14 protein-coding genes are annotated in these 17,359 nt (G+C 39.6%); 9 read left to right on the forward strand and 5 right to left on the reverse strand.

The window, feature by feature from the left end:
- Positions 1 to 759, reverse strand: coding sequence for an ROK family protein (locus ACFE6N_RS12810; RefSeq protein WP_134203531.1), 759 nt, complete (start codon positions 757 to 759; stop codon positions 1 to 3).
- A 155-nt stretch (positions 760 to 914) separates the two neighbouring features.
- On the opposite strand from ACFE6N_RS12810, the gene ACFE6N_RS12815 reads away from it, so the two are divergent.
- The 8 genes from ACFE6N_RS12815 (at position 915) to ACFE6N_RS12850 (ending at position 13,618) form a co-directional block, all read left to right on the forward strand.
- Positions 915 to 2,144 carry a sterol desaturase family protein gene (locus tag ACFE6N_RS12815; RefSeq protein ID WP_378937004.1) on the forward strand — a complete coding sequence of 410 codons (1,230 nt, stop codon included), beginning with the start codon at positions 915 to 917 and terminating at the stop codon, positions 2,142 to 2,144.
- 112 nt (positions 2,145 to 2,256) lie between these two features.
- Positions 2,257 to 2,775, forward strand: coding sequence for a sigma-70 family RNA polymerase sigma factor (locus ACFE6N_RS12820; RefSeq protein WP_378937006.1), 519 nt, complete (start codon positions 2,257 to 2,259; stop codon positions 2,773 to 2,775).
- 423 nt (positions 2,776 to 3,198) lie between these two features.
- Positions 3,199 to 4,197 carry a FecR family protein gene (locus ACFE6N_RS12825; RefSeq protein ID WP_378937008.1) on the forward strand — a complete coding sequence of 333 codons (999 nt, stop codon included), beginning with the start codon at positions 3,199 to 3,201 and terminating at the stop codon, positions 4,195 to 4,197.
- Positions 4,198 to 4,320: 123 nt separating this feature from the next.
- Positions 4,321 to 7,818 (forward strand): SusC/RagA family TonB-linked outer membrane protein, encoded by a 3,498-nt coding sequence (locus ACFE6N_RS12830; RefSeq protein WP_378937010.1) that lies wholly within the window; start codon positions 4,321 to 4,323, stop codon positions 7,816 to 7,818.
- Between the two features lie 11 nt (positions 7,819 to 7,829).
- Positions 7,830 to 9,395: a SusD/RagB family nutrient-binding outer membrane lipoprotein gene (locus ACFE6N_RS12835; protein ID WP_378937012.1), complete on the forward strand. Its 1,566-nt coding sequence runs from the start codon at positions 7,830 to 7,832 to the stop codon at positions 9,393 to 9,395.
- Positions 9,396 to 9,417: 22 nt separating this feature from the next.
- Positions 9,418 to 11,058 (forward strand): DUF5689 domain-containing protein, encoded by a 1,641-nt coding sequence (locus tag ACFE6N_RS12840; RefSeq protein ID WP_378937014.1) that lies wholly within the window; start codon positions 9,418 to 9,420, stop codon positions 11,056 to 11,058.
- Positions 11,059 to 11,124: 66 nt separating this feature from the next.
- Positions 11,125 to 12,534 (forward strand): calcineurin-like phosphoesterase C-terminal domain-containing protein, encoded by a 1,410-nt coding sequence (locus ACFE6N_RS12845; protein ID WP_378937016.1) that lies wholly within the window; start codon positions 11,125 to 11,127, stop codon positions 12,532 to 12,534.
- A 184-nt stretch (positions 12,535 to 12,718) separates the two neighbouring features.
- Complete coding sequence (locus ACFE6N_RS12850; RefSeq protein ID WP_378937018.1) at positions 12,719 to 13,618, forward strand: glycerophosphodiester phosphodiesterase family protein; 900 nt, start codon at positions 12,719 to 12,721, stop codon at positions 13,616 to 13,618.
- 79 nt (positions 13,619 to 13,697) lie between these two features.
- On the opposite strand, the gene bioD is transcribed toward ACFE6N_RS12850, so the two are convergent.
- The 4 genes from bioD to ACFE6N_RS12870 form a co-directional block, all read right to left on the reverse strand.
- On the reverse strand, positions 13,698 to 14,306 hold the full coding sequence (gene bioD / locus ACFE6N_RS12855) for a dethiobiotin synthase (RefSeq protein WP_378937020.1): 609 nt from the start codon (positions 14,304 to 14,306) through the stop codon (positions 13,698 to 13,700).
- The gene (locus tag ACFE6N_RS12860; protein ID WP_378937022.1) at positions 14,307 to 15,428 is read right to left on the reverse strand and encodes an aminotransferase class I/II-fold pyridoxal phosphate-dependent enzyme; all 1,122 of its coding nucleotides are present in this window, start codon (positions 15,426 to 15,428) and stop codon (positions 14,307 to 14,309) included. It lies immediately after the preceding gene.
- A gap of 73 nt (positions 15,429 to 15,501) precedes the next feature.
- Entirely contained in the window at positions 15,502 to 15,954 is a 453-nt protein-coding gene (locus ACFE6N_RS12865; protein WP_378937024.1) for a hypothetical protein, read from the reverse strand.
- Positions 15,955 to 16,033: 79 nt separating this feature from the next.
- Positions 16,034 to 16,810: a LexA family transcriptional regulator gene (locus tag ACFE6N_RS12870; protein WP_145854326.1), complete on the reverse strand. Its 777-nt coding sequence runs from the start codon at positions 16,808 to 16,810 to the stop codon at positions 16,034 to 16,036.
- A gap of 133 nt (positions 16,811 to 16,943) precedes the next feature.
- Between ACFE6N_RS12870 and ACFE6N_RS12875 the strand changes: the two genes are divergently transcribed.
- Positions 16,944 to 17,294 (forward strand): GIY-YIG nuclease family protein, encoded by a 351-nt coding sequence (locus ACFE6N_RS12875; RefSeq protein ID WP_090496344.1) that lies wholly within the window; start codon positions 16,944 to 16,946, stop codon positions 17,292 to 17,294.
- Positions 17,295 to 17,359: the final 65 nt, after the last annotated feature.

The following is a 17,359-nucleotide window of genomic DNA, read 5'->3' on the forward strand; positions in this document are numbered from 1 at the left end:
TTATTTTTTAGGTTCGACGGTGAAAATATTGTACTTATCGGCCAGTTTCCAAAGTTTAGCACCTCCTTTAATCCCGTCTCTGTTGGTTACAAGTTTGATATTGTTTTCTAATTTAAAATCGATGTGTTTAGAATTGCCACCGCCAATATAGAGCGTATCGTAATTGAAAACTGTTTTATAAATTTCGATAATCTTTTTTAACCGCTTATTCCAGCGCTCAGCGCCAATTTTTTCAAAAGCTTTATTCCCGATATAATCATCGTAATCTTCTTCTTTGTTAATCGGGAAATGCGCCAGTTCCAAATGCGGCAGTAGTTCACCATCAAATAATAGTGCCGTTCCAAAACCTGTTCCTACAGTAAAAACAATTTCAAAACCTTTTCCGTCCACTACACCTAGGCCTTGCTGATCGGCATCGTTTACCAGGCGCACGGGATGCCCCAGTACATCAGCAACACGCTGTGCAAGATCTACATCTTCCCATTTATTTTTCGCCAGGTTCGGTGCAGTTTTAACGATACCATTTTTAACATAGCCCGGAAAACCAATGGAAATGCGGTTATAAGTTTGCGGAAAAGGCTTAACCAGATCTACAATTCCGTTTACGATATCCTTTGGTGTAGCTTCGGGCGGTGTTTTACTTTTTACATATTCATTAAGCATATTGCCGCTTTCATCCAAAAGAACCGTTTTTATACTTGTACCACCAATATCTATCGATAATATATTGTTGTTTTCAATTTTTTTCTCTGTAGCCATACTGCTTTATTTATAATTCCGAAGTTCTACAAATAAATTAAAATGGCAAACATTAAATGAAGATTGATTTACACAAACAAAATAAACTATAAAATCTATGTATTTAATAGAATATATTTATGTTTGTCCCGTTAACATAAAAAGATATAAATTTTATGACGGTAAATTACCTTGCCTTTGCTATTCCAGCTTTTTTTATTTTTGTATTTATTGAATTTAAGATTGCCAAATGCCAAAAGAAAACTAAAATCTTCAAATATGAGAGTACGGTAGCAAATTTTAGTGTTGGCATTGCCGAAAGGTTATTGAATTTGTTTATCGCGGCCAGTTTTTACCAGGTCTATAACTGGGTGTATGCCAACTATGCGATTTTCGAGATTTCTACTCATTGGTATGTCTGGATATTGCTGCTGCTCTCAACCGATTTTGTTTGGTATTGGTACCATAGGTTGGGTCATGAAATTAATTTCTTATGGGCTGCACATATTGTACATCACCAGAGCGAAGAATTTAATTTGTCGGCAGCCGCGAGGATTACCACCATCCAGGCCATTTTCCGTAATGTATTCTGGTGTATATTACCCTTATTGGGTTTTCACCCGACTATGATCATTACTATACTTTTGGCTCACGGGGCCTACTCATTTTTTACACACACACAATTAGTGGGTAAATTAGGCTGGCTGGAAAATATATTGATTACGCCTTCTTTACATGGCGTTCATCATGCGTCCGATGAGAAATACCTGGATAAAAATTATGGTGATGTGTTTGTTTTTTGGGATAAACTTTTTGGTACTTTCCAAAAAGAAGAAGAGGCCCCAAAATATGGCTTAACCCATCCTATCAAAAGTTATAGTTTCCTTTGGCAGCATTTTCATTATTACCTGGAAATAGGAGAGGCCTATAAGCGTGCAAACGGGTTTAAAGCCAAGTGGAATGCTATTTTTGGCAGTCCGGCATTAATGGATCAAACTATCAGGCCTGTTTTGGAGGAACGTTATGCTCAGCAAAAAAAATACCATCAGGGCAAACCCAGGTTTAAAACCTATTTAAATATACAGTTAATTGGCATTGTTACCATGCTTACAGGCACTACCATGTTTTACAACTCGTTAACTTTGGTAAACAAAGTAGCCATATCTACATTTATTTTGCTTACGCTGATTAATTTAGGGGCATTACTGGAACAGCGCAAATGGATTTATTATCTGGAATGCTTCAGGTTAATACTGGTAATTGGTTATCTCTTTTACATTTTTAACATTATCGAACTCCTGATATTCCCTGTTGTAGGATTGATCATTCTGGAGCGTAATTTTTCTTTGAACAGGCTGTATAAGAAACACTTTTTCAACTACCAATCCAACACAATTAATACATAGGTAACCTAAAGTAAAAGTTTGCTTAATATTACCGTAACGTTAGCGGGCTACTTTTGCTCGCAAGATGAAGGATGTATATTTAAGCAAAAGTGATGAAGACTTAATGTCTCTGATGATCAATCGAGACAGCCTGGCATTTGAAGCGCTTTTTAACAGGTATTATCCTGCTTTATGTAAATTTACCTCGATCTATATTAAAGACTACAATAGGGCCGAAGAGCTTATTGCGGATCTTTTTATGAAGCTCTGGGACAAAAAACACGATTTGCAGATCAGATCCATCAAAAAATACCTGTTTACTGCTGCAAAAAATTTAGCCTTTAATGAAGTTCAACGTATAAAATTCCATATATTAAGTATCAACGACCGTGAAGAGACCCTTGATTATCCTGATACTTATCTAAACCCGCATGAGCAGCTTATCAGCAGGGAATCTTACTCCGAGATTATGGATCTGATTAAACTGTTGCCCGACCGACAACGGGAGGTGCTTTTAATGAGCCGCATAGATATGATGGAAAAAAGCATTATTGCCGATTTACTCGGAATAACGACCAGAACGGTAGAAACATTACTATACCAGGCCGTGAAAAACTTCAGATTGCTTACTGCGGACCGATCGGCTATTTAATTCTATGTCGTTATTTCTGGAGAAGCATAGGTTTGAACGCAATCGTCCTAAAAAGATCATTCATCCAAATATTATTTGTATTAGTTTTTGGAAAGGCTGGTTCAGTTTTCCATAGGGGTCTTCAGCCGCGCTTTTTGGTACGAGTTTCGATTAGGAATCGGAAGCTCTCCTCCAGACAATCGGGTTTATTTCACCCGTGTAGGTGTCCATTAATTGTAGGTCGACAAGGGCTATGAATTGCTGACCTTTCATTTCCAAACCGAAAACATTCATATTACCTGATGAAATACGCCTTCAACTCATGAACTGATTTGGGTCGATACGCAACCCTTTATACTTAACGATTTGTTAACAATAACTTGATCTTTTTCGCTACGTATCAGCAGGCATTAATCTGTCTTACATTCAGAACCGCATCACTAAATGGACGAACGTTACTACAGATTAATAGAAGATTACAGCAAGAAAACCATCGGCACAGAAGATTTAACTGATTTATTGACCTGGGTAGAAAGTAGCCAGGAAAACCAGCAGATTTTCAGGGAAATCCTAAAAGCTTTTGAAGCGGCAGATCATTCGCTTAACAAACCTGTTAACCAGCAAAAAAGCTGGTTGGCCATCCAACAACATATTGAAAGTAATACTGAACAACCACCGCTAATCAAGAAAATTAAATACCAGCGCTATCTTAAAATAGCTGCCGCAATTCTGGTGATTGCTGTATTGCCAATACTTTATCTTACCCGTTCTCATCCCAAAAAAACCACAACCATTGCTTACCATGAAATTTACAATCCACGTGGACAGAAAAGACTGGTGACTTTGCCCGACGGTTCCAACATCTATTTAAACGGGGATAGTAAAATCCGGTACGCTTTAAATTTTAATACCGGTAAACGTATTGTCTACCTATCGGGTGAAGCTTTTTTTGATGTACAGCACCGCAGCAAGCAGCCTTTTATTGTACATACAGGAAAAGTAAGCACCACCGTGCTGGGCACCTCATTTAATATCAATGCCTATCCGTCCTCAGGAAATATCGCCATCACCGTACAAACGGGTAAAGTGGGAGTTTTATTTAAAGATAAACGTAAAGCCGCCCCTGTACGGTTCCTTTTACCAAATCAACAACTCAGCATCGACAGCAGTAACGGACAGGCTAATAAACATCAGGTAAATGCGGTTGATTATGACAGCTGGAGGGAATACAAAATCTTTTTCCACGATAAACCCCTGATCGAAATAGCCGAGGTGATCGCCCGTGAGTATGATCTTGATGTCGAAATTAAAAAGGAGGCTTTAAAAGGCGTAAAACTTACTGCAAAATTTGATAAATGTTCAGTTAAGCAGATTATGGATGTAATTGCTAAGCTTTCCGACTCAAAATATACCATCTATGAAAATAAACTAATCATTTATTAACGGCAAACTATAAAGATAGATATGATATAAAATTACTAAACCAAAAATTGGCTCGAAATGCTGGACACATTTCAAGCCCTGAAAACTGTATACTCATTTGACAAAGTAAAACTTAGTAAAGATATGAAAATTAATACCCGATGGATTAAAGTTTTCCATCAGTATCCCACAAGAATTATGGTAATTATGGCCATAATCATGTTAAATCTGCTCTCTTTCTCTCTAAATACCTATGCGCAAAGCGATAAGAAATTTTTATTCGAAGCGGACGGCATCACCCTAAAAAAAGCTTTCGATAATTTAGAAAAGCTGAGCGGCAATCATATTGCATATAACAATAACCAGCTCAACGATCAGAAAAAGATTTATGTTTCCAGAGGGACAAGATCGCTTTTTGAAATACTTGATCTGCTGCTAAAAGGAATGCCCTTTACCTATAAGGCCAGTTCTACAGGGAATATCATTATTACGGCAAAAAACACCAACACCGGTAAAGTTAGCGGTAAGGTTGTTGATGAAAACAACGAACCTATTCCGGCTGCTACCATTAAAATTGTTGAACTGAATATCCTTGGGCAAACCAATAACAACGGTGAATATAACCTGAATGTAGCCGAAGGCATTTATACTGTTGAAGCAAGATTCATTTCTTATGAAGTTGCCAGAAAGCAGCAGGTAAAGGTTAACGTTGGCACAACTACACGTGTTAATTTTAAATTGGTACAAGCTGACAATTCGTTAAATGAAGTGGTAGTTACCGCTTTAGGTATAAAAAGGCAGGAGAAAGCATTAGGCTATGCAGTAACAAAAATTGATAGCAACCAGTTAACAGAAGCCGTTTCTACCAACTGGACGGATGCACTTTCAGGCAAGGTTGCCGGTTTAAACCTGATTAGATCCAACAGCGGCCCGGCGGGTTCAAACAAAATCATTTTAAGGGGCGAAAACAACCTGACAGGTGATAACGAAGCCTTGATTGTGCTGGATGGAGTAGTAATCAATAATTCCGGCGGTAGACGTACTGCCAACAGTTCTGATGGGGTGTATGGAACCGGGAGTGATAATATGCCGGCTGACTACGGAAGCTCTATTAACGACATCAACCCTGAAGATATTGAAAGTGTAACGGTATTGAAAGGACCAGGAGCTGCCGCCTTATACGGCCAGCGCGGCGCCAATGGTGCCATTATTATCACCACCAAATCAGGAAGTTCAAAACACAAGAAGGTAAACATCAGATTCACTTCCAACGGGTCTTTTGAGCAGGTAAACCGTTGGCCTGATATGCAATATGAATATGGCCAGGGATTAGATGGTGCAGCCTATTATTCTTATGGTGCAAGTGCTGATGGTGCAAGTACAAGCGGAACCAGCTCTGCCTATGGACCGCGTTTTGATGGTCAGATGTTTTTCCAGTACGATCCGGTTACACAAACTGCAGGTAAAACCAGAACACCCTGGGTACCTTATAAAAACCAGATCAGGGATTTCTTTACCACGGGCGATAATTTAACCAATTCCCTGAGTTTAGATGGCCGCTATAAAAATACCACAGCCCGCTTTTCGGTTACCAACCAGAACAATACGTGGATTGTACCCAACACTGGCATAGAGCGTACCACGCTTACCTTATCTACCAATACCGATGTAACCTCTAAATTAAAAATCGCCACGAAAATCAATTATGGCAACCGCTTTAGCGATAACTTACCTGGTGCAGGTTATGGGAATCAATCGTTGATGTATTGGTTTATTTTCTGGCAACCGAATGCAAGTTTGGACTGGATCAAAAACTATTGGGCAAACGGACAGGAAAATAAGGTCATCAAATATCCGTTCAGTTCATTTCCTGAGAACCCTTATGCAGTTGTTAACGAGTTTATCAATAGGACAAGACGTAATAACATCACGGCGAATATTCAGGCTAGCTATCAGTTTACAAAGGAACTGAGCCTATTATTAAGGTCCAGTATTGATTATTCAAACGAAAGGCGCGCGCAGGATCGTCCGTACGATGCCGGTAGCCGGTTACCTAAAGGTTCAACCCGGCAACAACACATCAATGCGCAGGAAACCAACATCGATTTCTTGTTGAGGTATGATAAAAAAATCAATAAAAACTTTAGTATCAATGCTTCTTTTGGTGGAAGTGAGTTAAGAAATAAATATAACAAATCAGATTTACGCGCCGATGGTTTGATCGTACCGGATATTTACGAATTAACCAACAATCTGTATCCTTTAATTTCTATCCCGGATACCAGCCGATATAGGATCAATAGTTTTTATGGAGTCTTATCTACCAACTACAAAAACTACTGGTATGTGGAGCTTACCGGACGTAAAGACTGGAGCAGTGTATTGGCTACAACCACCAGGACAGATAATGTTGGGTTTTTCTATCCGGCAATCAGCACCAGTTTTGTGCTTTCAGAATTCTTCAAACTGCCTAAAGCAGTCAGCTTTGCTAAGTTAAGGGCATCAGTTTCACAGGTTGGTAGCGGTGGCACCACGCCTTATCGTACAGCCTATACCTATTCACTGGCGTCTAATGGCACTTATCCTGACAGCTCACTTGTAAATCCAACCATTTTACCAAACGAGAACTTAAAACCGCTTAAAACTACCGCCTATGAAGTAGGCACTGAAGTAAGTTTATTTAAGGGCAGGTTAGGTTTTGATGTTGCTGTTTACGCCGGAAATACCAAAAACCAGATTCTAACCAGAATTATTGACCGTTCAACAGGCTATAACCAGGCATTGATCAATGCAGGGCAGGTAAACAATAGTGGTGTTGAAGTAGCCTTAAATGGAACACCTGTTGTTACTAAAAGCGGTTTTAAATGGACCATGAATGCCACTTTTGCTTCGAACAAAAATGTAATTAAAGCCTTAACAGATAGTTCGATTATCCTGCGTACCGGTCCGGTTGCAGGTGGCCAGATTGTGGCTAAGGTGGGCGGTAGTATGGGTGATTTATATGGCAGGGGCTATGTGCGCGATCCACAGGGTAATGTAGTTTACGATGCTACCACAGGATTTGCCAAAATAACCAATGACGTGGTTTACCTGGGCAATACCATGCCTAAATACAAATTCAGTATCGGAAGTACTTTTGCTTATAGAAATATCAGTTTAAACGTGCTGTTTGATGCGCAGATAGGCGCCGTTGCACACTCTTTATTAAACTACAAAATGGTTGAGCAGGGTAAATTAACCAGCACACTGCCGGGAAGGTATAATGGTATTATAGGTAATGGAGTAGTTCAGCTGGCGGATGGCTCTTATGTGCCAAATACAACAGTTGCTTATGATATTGATGAATATTACCGCTCGCATGCCGGTACGGATAACGCAGAGGGCAGTACTTTCAGTACCGATTTTATTAAATTTAGGGAAGCCTCTTTAAATTATAGGTTCAATCCACGTTTTCTCAAAAGGATTGGTCTCTCCTCCGCAACTTTTGGGGTTTATGGCCGTAATCTTTTCATCTGGTCGCCATGGCCGATGTTTGATCCGGAATTTGGAACGCTTAGCGGTTCTGATATCGTTACCGGTTTTGAGATCGGTCAGTTCCCATCAACCAGAACTTTTGGTTTCAATTTATCAATTGGCATATAATCTTTTAAAACATGAAAAAGAATCTATATAAAATTATTGCAGGTTTAATGGTATCGGCTACTACACTTTCATCATGCGATAAAAACTTTCAGGAAGTTAACACCGATCCGATCAATATCCTGTCCACCACACCTGATAAATTATTGGCTCCAGCACTGGTGAATACTTTAACCAGCGGAATGGTTCGTAACCGTAATTTTAATAACGAACTGATGCAGGTAACGGTTAGTATCAGCGATGGTGACGGAACCGTTTTTAGGTACGAATACAGAAGCACCTTTTCTGACTATTTATGGAATGCCTGGTATGTTCAGCTTACCAACTTTAAAGATATTTACAAATTAGCAAGTAAACCCGGCATGGAAAACAAATCATATCAGGGCATTTCTTTGGTTTGCCAATCATGGGTTTACTCTATGTTATCAGACACTTATGGCGATATCCCATATTTTCAGTCCAACCAGGGCAGCAGCGGCGTTTTAGAACCTAAGTTTGATAAACAGAAAGATATTTATCTGGATATGTTTAAAAAACTGGAGGAAGCCAATACCTTGTTAAGTTCAGGCGTTGCGATAACCCCATCAAGCGATCCGGTATTTAAAGGGAATATAGCCAAATGGCGGAAATTCTGTAATTCACTGTATTTAAGATTATTGCTGAGGGTATCGGGCAAACCGGAAGTTTCGGCACAGGCAATTGCCAAGATCAAAGAAATTGTAGATACCAATCCTGGTAATTATCCGGTCATGGCAAACAATAGCGAATCGGCAACTTTACCATGGACTGGTTTAACCGGAACAGATCCTTATGTAAATCCTTATGTAAATGGGGTTAGGGTACAGGATTTCAGATCTCCGGCAATTGGAAGTTTTTTTATTGAGCATTTAAGAGACTGGGCTGATCCGCGTATTGATGCCAATTCGCCAAATGGTGATGGAGGAGCAAACCGGTTAGGAATTGCGCAGGGGCCACAAGGATATTCAGGTGTGCCAAGCGGTTATGCCGTTGGTGCCGGGGTGGTAAAACAGGCTTATTTTTATTCATATGATCAGGCCCTTGGCAGCAGCACCTATGGTGCCAGATCTTTACAGCAATCGCCTAAAACAGGCATTTTGATGAACTATGCGGAGCTTCAGTTTATTTTGGCTGAAGCTGCAGTAAAAGGCTGGATCAAAGGGTCAGCGGCCAATTATTATAATGCCGGCATTGCCAATGCCATTAACTATTGGGTACCTGCATTTACCACTTCAACTACATCAGCAGCATTTACCAAATATGTTACCGATGCGGATATCGATTGGGACAATACCCAATCTACGGAAGGTAAAATGGAGCAGATACACCTGCAGAAGTACTTTGCACTATTTCTTGTTGATATGCAGCAATGGTTCGAATACCGCCGTACCGGCCATCCGGTTCTGCCAAAAGGACCGGGGTTAAGAAATGGCGGGGTAATGCCGGCACGGATGACTTATCCGGTGTATGTACAGTCTGCAAATCCAACAAATTACCAACTGGCCGTAGCAGAACAGGGACCTGACGCAATCAATACCAACGTATGGTGGCAAAAACCTTAACACACAATTAAAAATGATTAAAATGAAAAAGATAATATTCTATAGCTTAACTTTTCTGTCACTGGCCTTAACCTGGTCTGGATGTAAAAAATCAAATTATCCTGGTGGTGTGATTGGTGATTATGTACCGCTATATGATTTAAGGAACCTTTATAAAGGATCAGATGTTACGCTTACCAATGAGAACATGTTTGGATCGAGCAGCATAACCGGCGTAGTGATATCAGACCATTCGGGTAAAAACCTGCCTGAAGGCTTACTTATTATACAGGACAGGCGACGTTTAGGCTTAATTAGAGGTATCTCTGTTGCCATCGGTGCTGATGCCTCGAAATATGTTCCGGGCGACTCTGTTGGGATAAGAGTTGAAGGTGGAGTCTTAAAAAGGGTAGATGGAATTTTGCAGGTTACGGGTGTTCCGGCCAGTGCGGTTACCAAAATCGCATCCAATGTGCCGATTCCACCCAACCGGGTAGGAAGTAGTTTTATCCTGGCCAAACCTAACGATTACGAAAGTACCCTGGTTGCGATTGTAAAAGCTGGATTTGAGCCTGGCGCCGGCCCTAATGATACTTATGCGGGTGATAAAACCATCAACGACGGTTTTGATAATTTTACCCTGCACACGGAGGCAACGGCCACTTTTGCCAACACGGGCGGACTTAATTTCAACGGAAATTATTACGGAATCATTTTTAACACCGTTACCGCAAACGGAACGTTAAAACCGCACCATAGAATGCGTACCATCAAAGATGCGGTTGCTTTAAGTTCTACACCAGATATTGCTTCGGCTATTATAACAGGTTATATGGCTGATGCTGAGGGCGGTGATGGAAATTATGAATACATGCAATTTATGGCCACCAGGGATATTGATTTTTCGGTGACTCCTTTCTGCGTAGTAGTAACAAACAACGCAGGTGCATCATCGCCAACAGGTGTATTCCCGATAAAAGGGTGGGCAACGGGTGCTGACGCATTGAAAAACCCGACAGGACTAGTAGCCAGAACCTATAAATTTGATTTAACTTCTGGTAAAGCAGCAAAGGGCACATTCTTTTATGTAGGCGGATCTTCTAAAATGATCAATGGATCAAAATCAAAATCAATTGCATCTGCCAATTGGATCAAGGCAAAAAATTATACCTTAGCTACTCCTGCTGAAGCACCTGCAGGTAATGGAGATGGTTTTGGTTTATATACATCAGGGTTATTTGCCAACTCGGGAAATGCCTCAGGCTTTGCCATTTTTGAAGGTACAACGGTTAACGTGAATACGGCACCAATAGATGTGATTTTTATAGGTAGTGGCGGCAGTTTGTACAATGCGCCTTCGGCAGGCTACAAAATTGCCAATACCGACTTTTACGATAAGATCAATCCGATTACACTTGCCCCTCAACCATATTACAGAAGCGGTGAAAATACGTTGTGCTTCAATTATCAGCTTCCTGCCGATCAAGGTTTCTGGAATAAACTTGGTGGTATTTACAACCCATCATTGGGTAAATGGGTCAAAGCCAGAAGCCAATCGGATATTGACCTTAATACTTCATCAACCCTCGAAGATATTGAAGGCACATCTTTGGTGAGAATTATAAATGCGGTGACCGGAGAATATATCCGCACAGACACCATTCCACCAACCAGATTGAAATAAACTATCCTAACCACAAAGAAAGCCCTGGGTTTTCTTTGTGGCTTGTAATCCCAATTTTACGTCAACATGAACAGAAGATCATTTATACAAAAATCAACTTTATTAACCTCCACTTTATTTGTTAGCTTAAAATCCTTTCCCTCATCGTTATTCGCTGTTGATGGCCTGGTAAGCGGTACTGTAACCAGTAAAGGTAAAGCCCTGGCCGGCGTTGTCATTTCTGACGGCTATAGCGTAGTACAAACTGACAGAAGTGGTAATTACGAACTAAAACTTCACGAACTGGCCCGCTTTGTATGGATCAGTACACCATCAGGTTATGAATTTAAGACCGAAAGCAGCATTGCCCGCCATTATTATAAGCCAGATACGGCAGGTAAACTAAACTTCGATCTCAAACCACTAAAACAGAATGACAACAAACACAATTTTATCATTTGGGCCGATCCACAGGTAAAAACCAAAAAAGATGTGCAACAAATGATGGAAACTTCGGTGCCAGATACGCGTGAGGTAGTAAAAGGAATGGGAAAAACACCTGTTCATGGCATTGGTGTAGGTGACCTGGTATGGGACAACTTAGTGCTTTTTCCAGCGTATGATGAGGCAATTGCACAGATTGGTATTCCGTTTTTCCAATGCCTGGGTAACCATGATATGGATTACCGCATGGGTGATGACGATACTTCAGACCGTACATTTCAGGCACATTACGGGCCAACCTATTACTCTTTTAATAGGGGAAAGGCCCACTATGTAATTTTAGATGACGTGCGTTACCTTGGTGTAGAGCGGACTTATGATGGTTACATTACCCCAACACAATTAGCATGGCTGGCTAAAGATTTACAGTTTGTTCCGAAAGATGCTCTCCTTATTGTTTGCCTACATATTCCTGTACATAACTCGGTAAAAAACAACGATGATTTTTATGCTGTTTTAAAAGATTTCAAAAATGTGCATATCATGTCCGGCCATACACACTTTAATAAAAATGTAATTAAAAACGGCATTTATGAACATAACCATGGTACAGTATGTGGTGGCTGGTGGACAGGTCCCATTTGTGGCGACGGGACACCGCGTGGTTATGGTGTTTATGAGGTAGATGGAACAGCGTTGAAATGGTATTATAAGTCAACCGGTGAAGACCGTAAAAAACAGTTGAGTATCTACGTAGATACGCTTACCAATCAAAAAAGACTAATCGCAAATGTTTGGAATTATGATCCTGAATGGAAAGTAGAATACTTTTTAGACGGAAAGGCGATGGGCGCTCTGGCCATTCAGGATGGATTCGATCCTTTATCGGTAAAATTGTACCAGGGTGATAAATTGCCAAACCCCAGACCATTTGTTGAGCCGGTGTCTACAGACCATTTGTTTTTAGCCCATTTTAGCCCATCGGTTAAAAAGGTAAAAGTAGTGGCCACGGATCGTTTTGGAGAAAAATTTGAAGCCGAAGCTGATGCTTAGTCGTCATGCCAGCCATCCGGAAAGCGGTACCGACAATTAGTCCTCTGTAAATTAGAATCTTTTTTTAATCAATCCCGTCAGATGGTAACATCTGACGACACTAAAAATTAATTATCGTGCTGTTGGATGTTGCCATCCAACAGCTAATTAACTTACTAAGACCTTTTAAAATTCCTTTTTTGATATGAACCTTAAAAAAACAGCAGTAGTTATTCTTCTGGCTTCATTGGCCATAAAATCGCAAGGCCAGGAAGTTAAATTTCCGGCATTCAGTGCCGAAGCACACCGGGGTGGACGGGGTTTAATGCCAGAGAACAGCATTGAGGCGATGTTAAATGCAATGAAAATCGATGGCATTACCACTTTGGAAATGGATACACATATTTCCAAAGATGGTAAGGTGGTGGTTACACATGATGATTACCTGAGCCCGGCTTTTATGCTTACACCTGATGGAAAAGATATTCCGGAAACAGATGCCAGAAAATACTGCATTTTTGGAATGAATTATGCAGACATTAAACAGTTTGACCTGGGCACTAAATATTTTGCGCAATTCCCGCAACAGCAGAAAATAAAGACACATTTACCTTTACTTTCTGATTTGATTGACGCCGTACAAAGCGATATTAAAGATAACAAACGCAAACAGTTTTTCTATAACATCGAAACAAAGTGCAGCCAAGGTGGTGATGGGGTAACCAATCCTGATCCGGATAAGTTTGTCAAGCTTTTGATGGATGTAATCATCAAGAAAAAAATTTCAGATTTCGTGGTAATACAATCTTTTGATAAAAGGACAATTCAGATTATCCATGAGAAATACCCAAAAATAAAAACTTCTTTTTTGGTAGCCAATAAAAAAACATATGAAGAAAATATTGCCGACCTGGGATTTAAACCATTTATATTGAGTCCGCTATGGCAAATGGTAAACGAAGAACTGGTTAAAAAGGCTCATGCAGATGGTGTCAAAATTATTCCATGGACGGCAAATACCCTGGCCGATATTCAGAAACTAAAGGCTTTACAGGTAGATGGAATCATTTCTGATTATCCGGATATTTTAGTGCAGGCAAAATAATTGCTTGTTGGATTACTGATTAATAGCAGATTAAATGTTTATTGGTCGAGATTTGTGCAATCTCGACCAATGCTGATCATTAAATCACTATATTTTCTCCGGCTGAAGCAATATGCGCTTTATCAATCTGATCTAAGCCAGGTATGTAACCTAGCTTTTTTATTTTGGTATACTGAAGGATATATCTTTCGGTTTCTTCATTCTCAGTACCATTAAAAATGATTCCTTTAACAGGAATTTCGTATTGCCTGAGTAAATTGACCGATAGTAAGGTGTGGTTAATACTGCCCAGATAATTTTGTGAAACCAATATTACTTCTACTTCCAGTTTTTTGATCAGGTCGACAATCAGCTCCGTTTCGTTTAAAGGTACCATTAATCCGCCAGCACCCTCAATAATTAAGTTGTTGTTCGTTTCAGGAAGATTAATTTGATTAAGGTCTATTTCAATACCATCTAATCTGGCGGATAAATGTGGTGATAGGGGCTGTGTTAATCTGTAGCTTTCAGGATGTATAACGGTACGGCTATTACTCACTAAACTATTTATTGTTATGCTATCGCTGGTTTCCAAATCTCCAGACTGAATGGGTTTCCAATAATCGGCTTTTAATTTTTCAGTCAAAATAGCACTAACCAATGTTTTTCCGATACCTGTCCCAATGCCGGTAATAAAATATTTATTCATTTAATTTAATTCTTTGAGGTAATTAACCAATAACTTAATTTCTTCGTCGGTATTATACGTATGAAGGCAGATCCGGAGCCTTTCTTTACCTGGCGCTACTGTAGGGCTCAATATTGCCCTTACATCAAAGCCTTTGCTTTGTAAGCTGGCGGCGGCTTTTTTGGTTGCTTCATTTGATGAAAATAAAACTCCCTGGATGGTGCTTTCGCTATCAAGTGCTTTAATATGATGCTCTTTTAATGCTTTTCTGAATACGGTAATTTTTTGATGAATTAACTGATGATCAATTTCACACAAATATTGATATGCGCAGTTAACCGCAACGATATTATGAATGGGCGCAGCTGTAGTGTAAATGAATGATCTGGCAAAATTAATAAGATAGTGCCGAAGGTTTTTACTTCCTAAAACGACCGCTCCGTGTACCCCCAATGCTTTACCGAATGTTACAATACGCGCAAATACGCCGTCAGTTAAGTTAAAGTGATTGATTAATCCCTGACCTTTTGCGCCAAAAATACCGGTGGCGTGGGCTTCATCTACAATCAGATTAGCATCATACCGCTCACAAAGATTTGATATCGCCGGTAAAGGGGCGATATCCCCGTCCATAGAATAAACGCTTTCTACTACAACGAATATGTTTCCTTTTGCCAGTTTCAGTTTGCTTTCCAGATCGTTTATATCGTTATGATAAAATTTAAATCGTGTAGCATGGCTTAACCTACAGCCATCGATGATACTTGCATGAATCAGTTCGTCTGTAATTATAGTATCGCCCCGTTGTGGTACACTGGATAACAGCCCCACATTGGCATCATACCCTGAATTAAAGATCAATCCGCTTTCGGCCTGGTGAAAATCGGCGATGAACTGCTCTGTCTCTTCGGTAAACCTGGTATTTCCGCTTAATAATCTTGAACCACCGGCGCCGTTCAGGTGATGTGGCATGGAGGCGAGGGTAATATTCATGCTCTCCTTTAATTCACCAGATCTGGCAAAACCCAGATAATCGTTGGAACAAAAATCAACAGGAGGGATGTTTATCGATAAATTCCTGATCGAAAGTTTATCTTTCCGTTCCTGAAGCTTACCGCTAATAAACTGTTCAACTTTACGCATCGCCCAAAAGTAAAAAAAGCGTCCCGAATAATCGAAACGCTTTCCAAAATATAATTAATTACTGCTTTACTATTTAACCTTGTGCAGGAGGATTGGAAACGACAGGTTCTTTATCTCTTTTTCCTCTTGTACCCATGTTTTTTCTCATTTTCTCAACCCGTTCTTTCGCCTCTGCACGGAAAGCATCCATTTTAGTTTTCTGATCAGCAGTTAAAACAGCATCTATTTTAGATTTTTGCTCATCCATTGCTGCTTTACGTTCTTTCATCTTGCCTTTCATATCGCCTTTATCAGCAGATCTCCAGGCTTCCAATTTCTTTGCATTCTCCAACTCAATAGCGTAAATCTTACTTTTTTGATCAGCGGTCAAGCTCAGCTGTTTTTCCAATCTTGAGGTCACCTTTTCTGCTCTTTGTTCAGCCGTCATTTTAGGCATTGCCCGTCTTGCGTGTTTTGTTGTGTCTTGCGCAAATGTAGCAGTTAAACCCATTACCGCAATTGCCACTGTTAAAATTGCCTTTTTCATGTTATGTTTTTTTATGTGTTTTTAAATGAATAGATATAAAAAATTACAAACAGTTTAATTGGCACTTGTTAAAAAAATGTTAATTCTTATTCAACTGAGAAATTGATTTCTGCATCTGCGCCATCATTTGTGTGAGTGTTTCCATTGTCGGATCTGGGGCAGGCTCGGGTAATGATGTAGATATATATGCTTTGGCTTTCCATATTTCCAGAATATCATCTGCAGCAATGGTGTAAGGATCATATACTTTATTATCTGATATCAGTTTCAAATCCTTATTTTCCCTGAAACGGTTACCTGCTCTTTTATATACGACACCTTCATTTTTACTGATCACAATATAGGTTTCACCGGTTTTTACTTCATTCCAGTTATCGAGGTACTCGCCGATAATGATGCTTCCCGGTTGTACCGGTAACATACTATCGCCCATGATTTCGAAAGCCCTGAAAGTACCTTGTCTTAACGCAGGCAATGGAAGTTGAAATTTAGGCAAATCGCTAATGTATTGAGGATCTGAAAACCCGTTCAAATAACCGGCACTTGCTTTAACCGGAACCAATTCGATGTTTTCGCGGTCGTTCTGATCTACAGAAATGCTCAGCACCCGAAGGTTAGATCCCTGGCTTTTTGGCTTGGGTTTCCAGCTGTCAGATATTTTTTCATTAATGAATTCATCAATGGTCAGATCAAAGTATTCAGCTATTTTTTTTAGCAAATCATATTTAGGTTCCGCCCGGTCTTCCTCGTAAGCCCCGATAAGCGATCTCTTGATTTCCATAATATCAGCGAAATTTTGCTGTGTATGGCCTTTTTTCTTCCTGAGGTACTTTAAATTATTTGAAATATTTGACATAAAAATAAATTTTAAAATAAATTTGGAATTACTAAAATAGTTAGTAATTTTATGCTCATAAAGTTAGTAATATTATTTTGATTTGCAAGAAAGTATACTAAATAGTTTAGTTTTAAATTTTAAACATAAGATCATGAAAAAATTTGTTTATATCGTTACCGACAGAAACCGTACAAGTATGCACGTAGGCATGAGTTCAGATTTGATCAAAACCCTTGATTTCTACAAACAGATGCCAAACTTGTTTTTTGATAACGGTCAGCAATTAACCCGTTTGGTTTATTTTGAGGAATTTAAAACTGAGGCACAGGCTTTGGTACGTTTTAAATCAATCAGCCGCTTTACACGTATGCAAAAAGAACGTTTAGTAAGATCCTGTAATCCGGATTGGATTGATTTGACGATTGGTCTTGATTTCGAAAATATCCTGCTACACCGCAATATCAACAATCAGGTTAAACTCTCATTTACAAGCCTCTCTTAGCCAGGTTTAAGCTCTAATGCTTGCCGATTGAATATGAATCATGATCTATAAATATATAAAAATGC

This window comes from Pedobacter sp. BG31, assembly GCF_042464845.1.
GTDB lineage: Bacteria > Bacteroidota > Bacteroidia > Sphingobacteriales > Sphingobacteriaceae > Pedobacter > Pedobacter suwonensis.

What these genes read in the sequence shown, in the direction of transcription:
- ACFE6N_RS12835 (WP_378937012.1), top strand. Translation starts at nt 7,830, where the DNA reads ATGAAAAAGAATCTATATAAAATTATTGCAGGTTTAATGGTATCGGCT.
- ACFE6N_RS12810 (WP_134203531.1), bottom strand. Translation starts at nt 759, where the DNA reads ATGGCTACAGAGAAAAAAATTGAAAACAACAATATATTATCGATAGAT.
- ACFE6N_RS12865 (WP_378937024.1), bottom strand. Translation starts at nt 15,954, where the DNA reads ATGAAAAAGGCAATTTTAACAGTGGCAATTGCGGTAATGGGTTTAACT.
- ACFE6N_RS12870 (WP_145854326.1), bottom strand. Translation starts at nt 16,810, where the DNA reads ATGTCAAATATTTCAAATAATTTAAAGTACCTCAGGAAGAAAAAAGGC.
- ACFE6N_RS12860 (WP_378937022.1), bottom strand. Translation starts at nt 15,428, where the DNA reads ATGCGTAAAGTTGAACAGTTTATTAGCGGTAAGCTTCAGGAACGGAAA.
- ACFE6N_RS12815 (WP_378937004.1), top strand. Translation starts at nt 915, where the DNA reads ATGACGGTAAATTACCTTGCCTTTGCTATTCCAGCTTTTTTTATTTTT.
- ACFE6N_RS12825 (WP_378937008.1), top strand. Translation starts at nt 3,199, where the DNA reads ATGGACGAACGTTACTACAGATTAATAGAAGATTACAGCAAGAAAACC.
- ACFE6N_RS12845 (WP_378937016.1), top strand. Translation starts at nt 11,125, where the DNA reads ATGAACAGAAGATCATTTATACAAAAATCAACTTTATTAACCTCCACT.
- ACFE6N_RS12850 (WP_378937018.1), top strand. Translation starts at nt 12,719, where the DNA reads ATGAACCTTAAAAAAACAGCAGTAGTTATTCTTCTGGCTTCATTGGCC.
- ACFE6N_RS12840 (WP_378937014.1), top strand. Translation starts at nt 9,418, where the DNA reads ATGAAAAAGATAATATTCTATAGCTTAACTTTTCTGTCACTGGCCTTA.
- ACFE6N_RS12830 (WP_378937010.1), top strand. Translation starts at nt 4,321, where the DNA reads ATGAAAATTAATACCCGATGGATTAAAGTTTTCCATCAGTATCCCACA.
- ACFE6N_RS12875 (WP_090496344.1), top strand. Translation starts at nt 16,944, where the DNA reads ATGAAAAAATTTGTTTATATCGTTACCGACAGAAACCGTACAAGTATG.
- ACFE6N_RS12820 (WP_378937006.1), top strand. Translation starts at nt 2,257, where the DNA reads ATGATCAATCGAGACAGCCTGGCATTTGAAGCGCTTTTTAACAGGTAT.
- bioD (WP_378937020.1), bottom strand. Translation starts at nt 14,306, where the DNA reads ATGAATAAATATTTTATTACCGGCATTGGGACAGGTATCGGAAAAACA.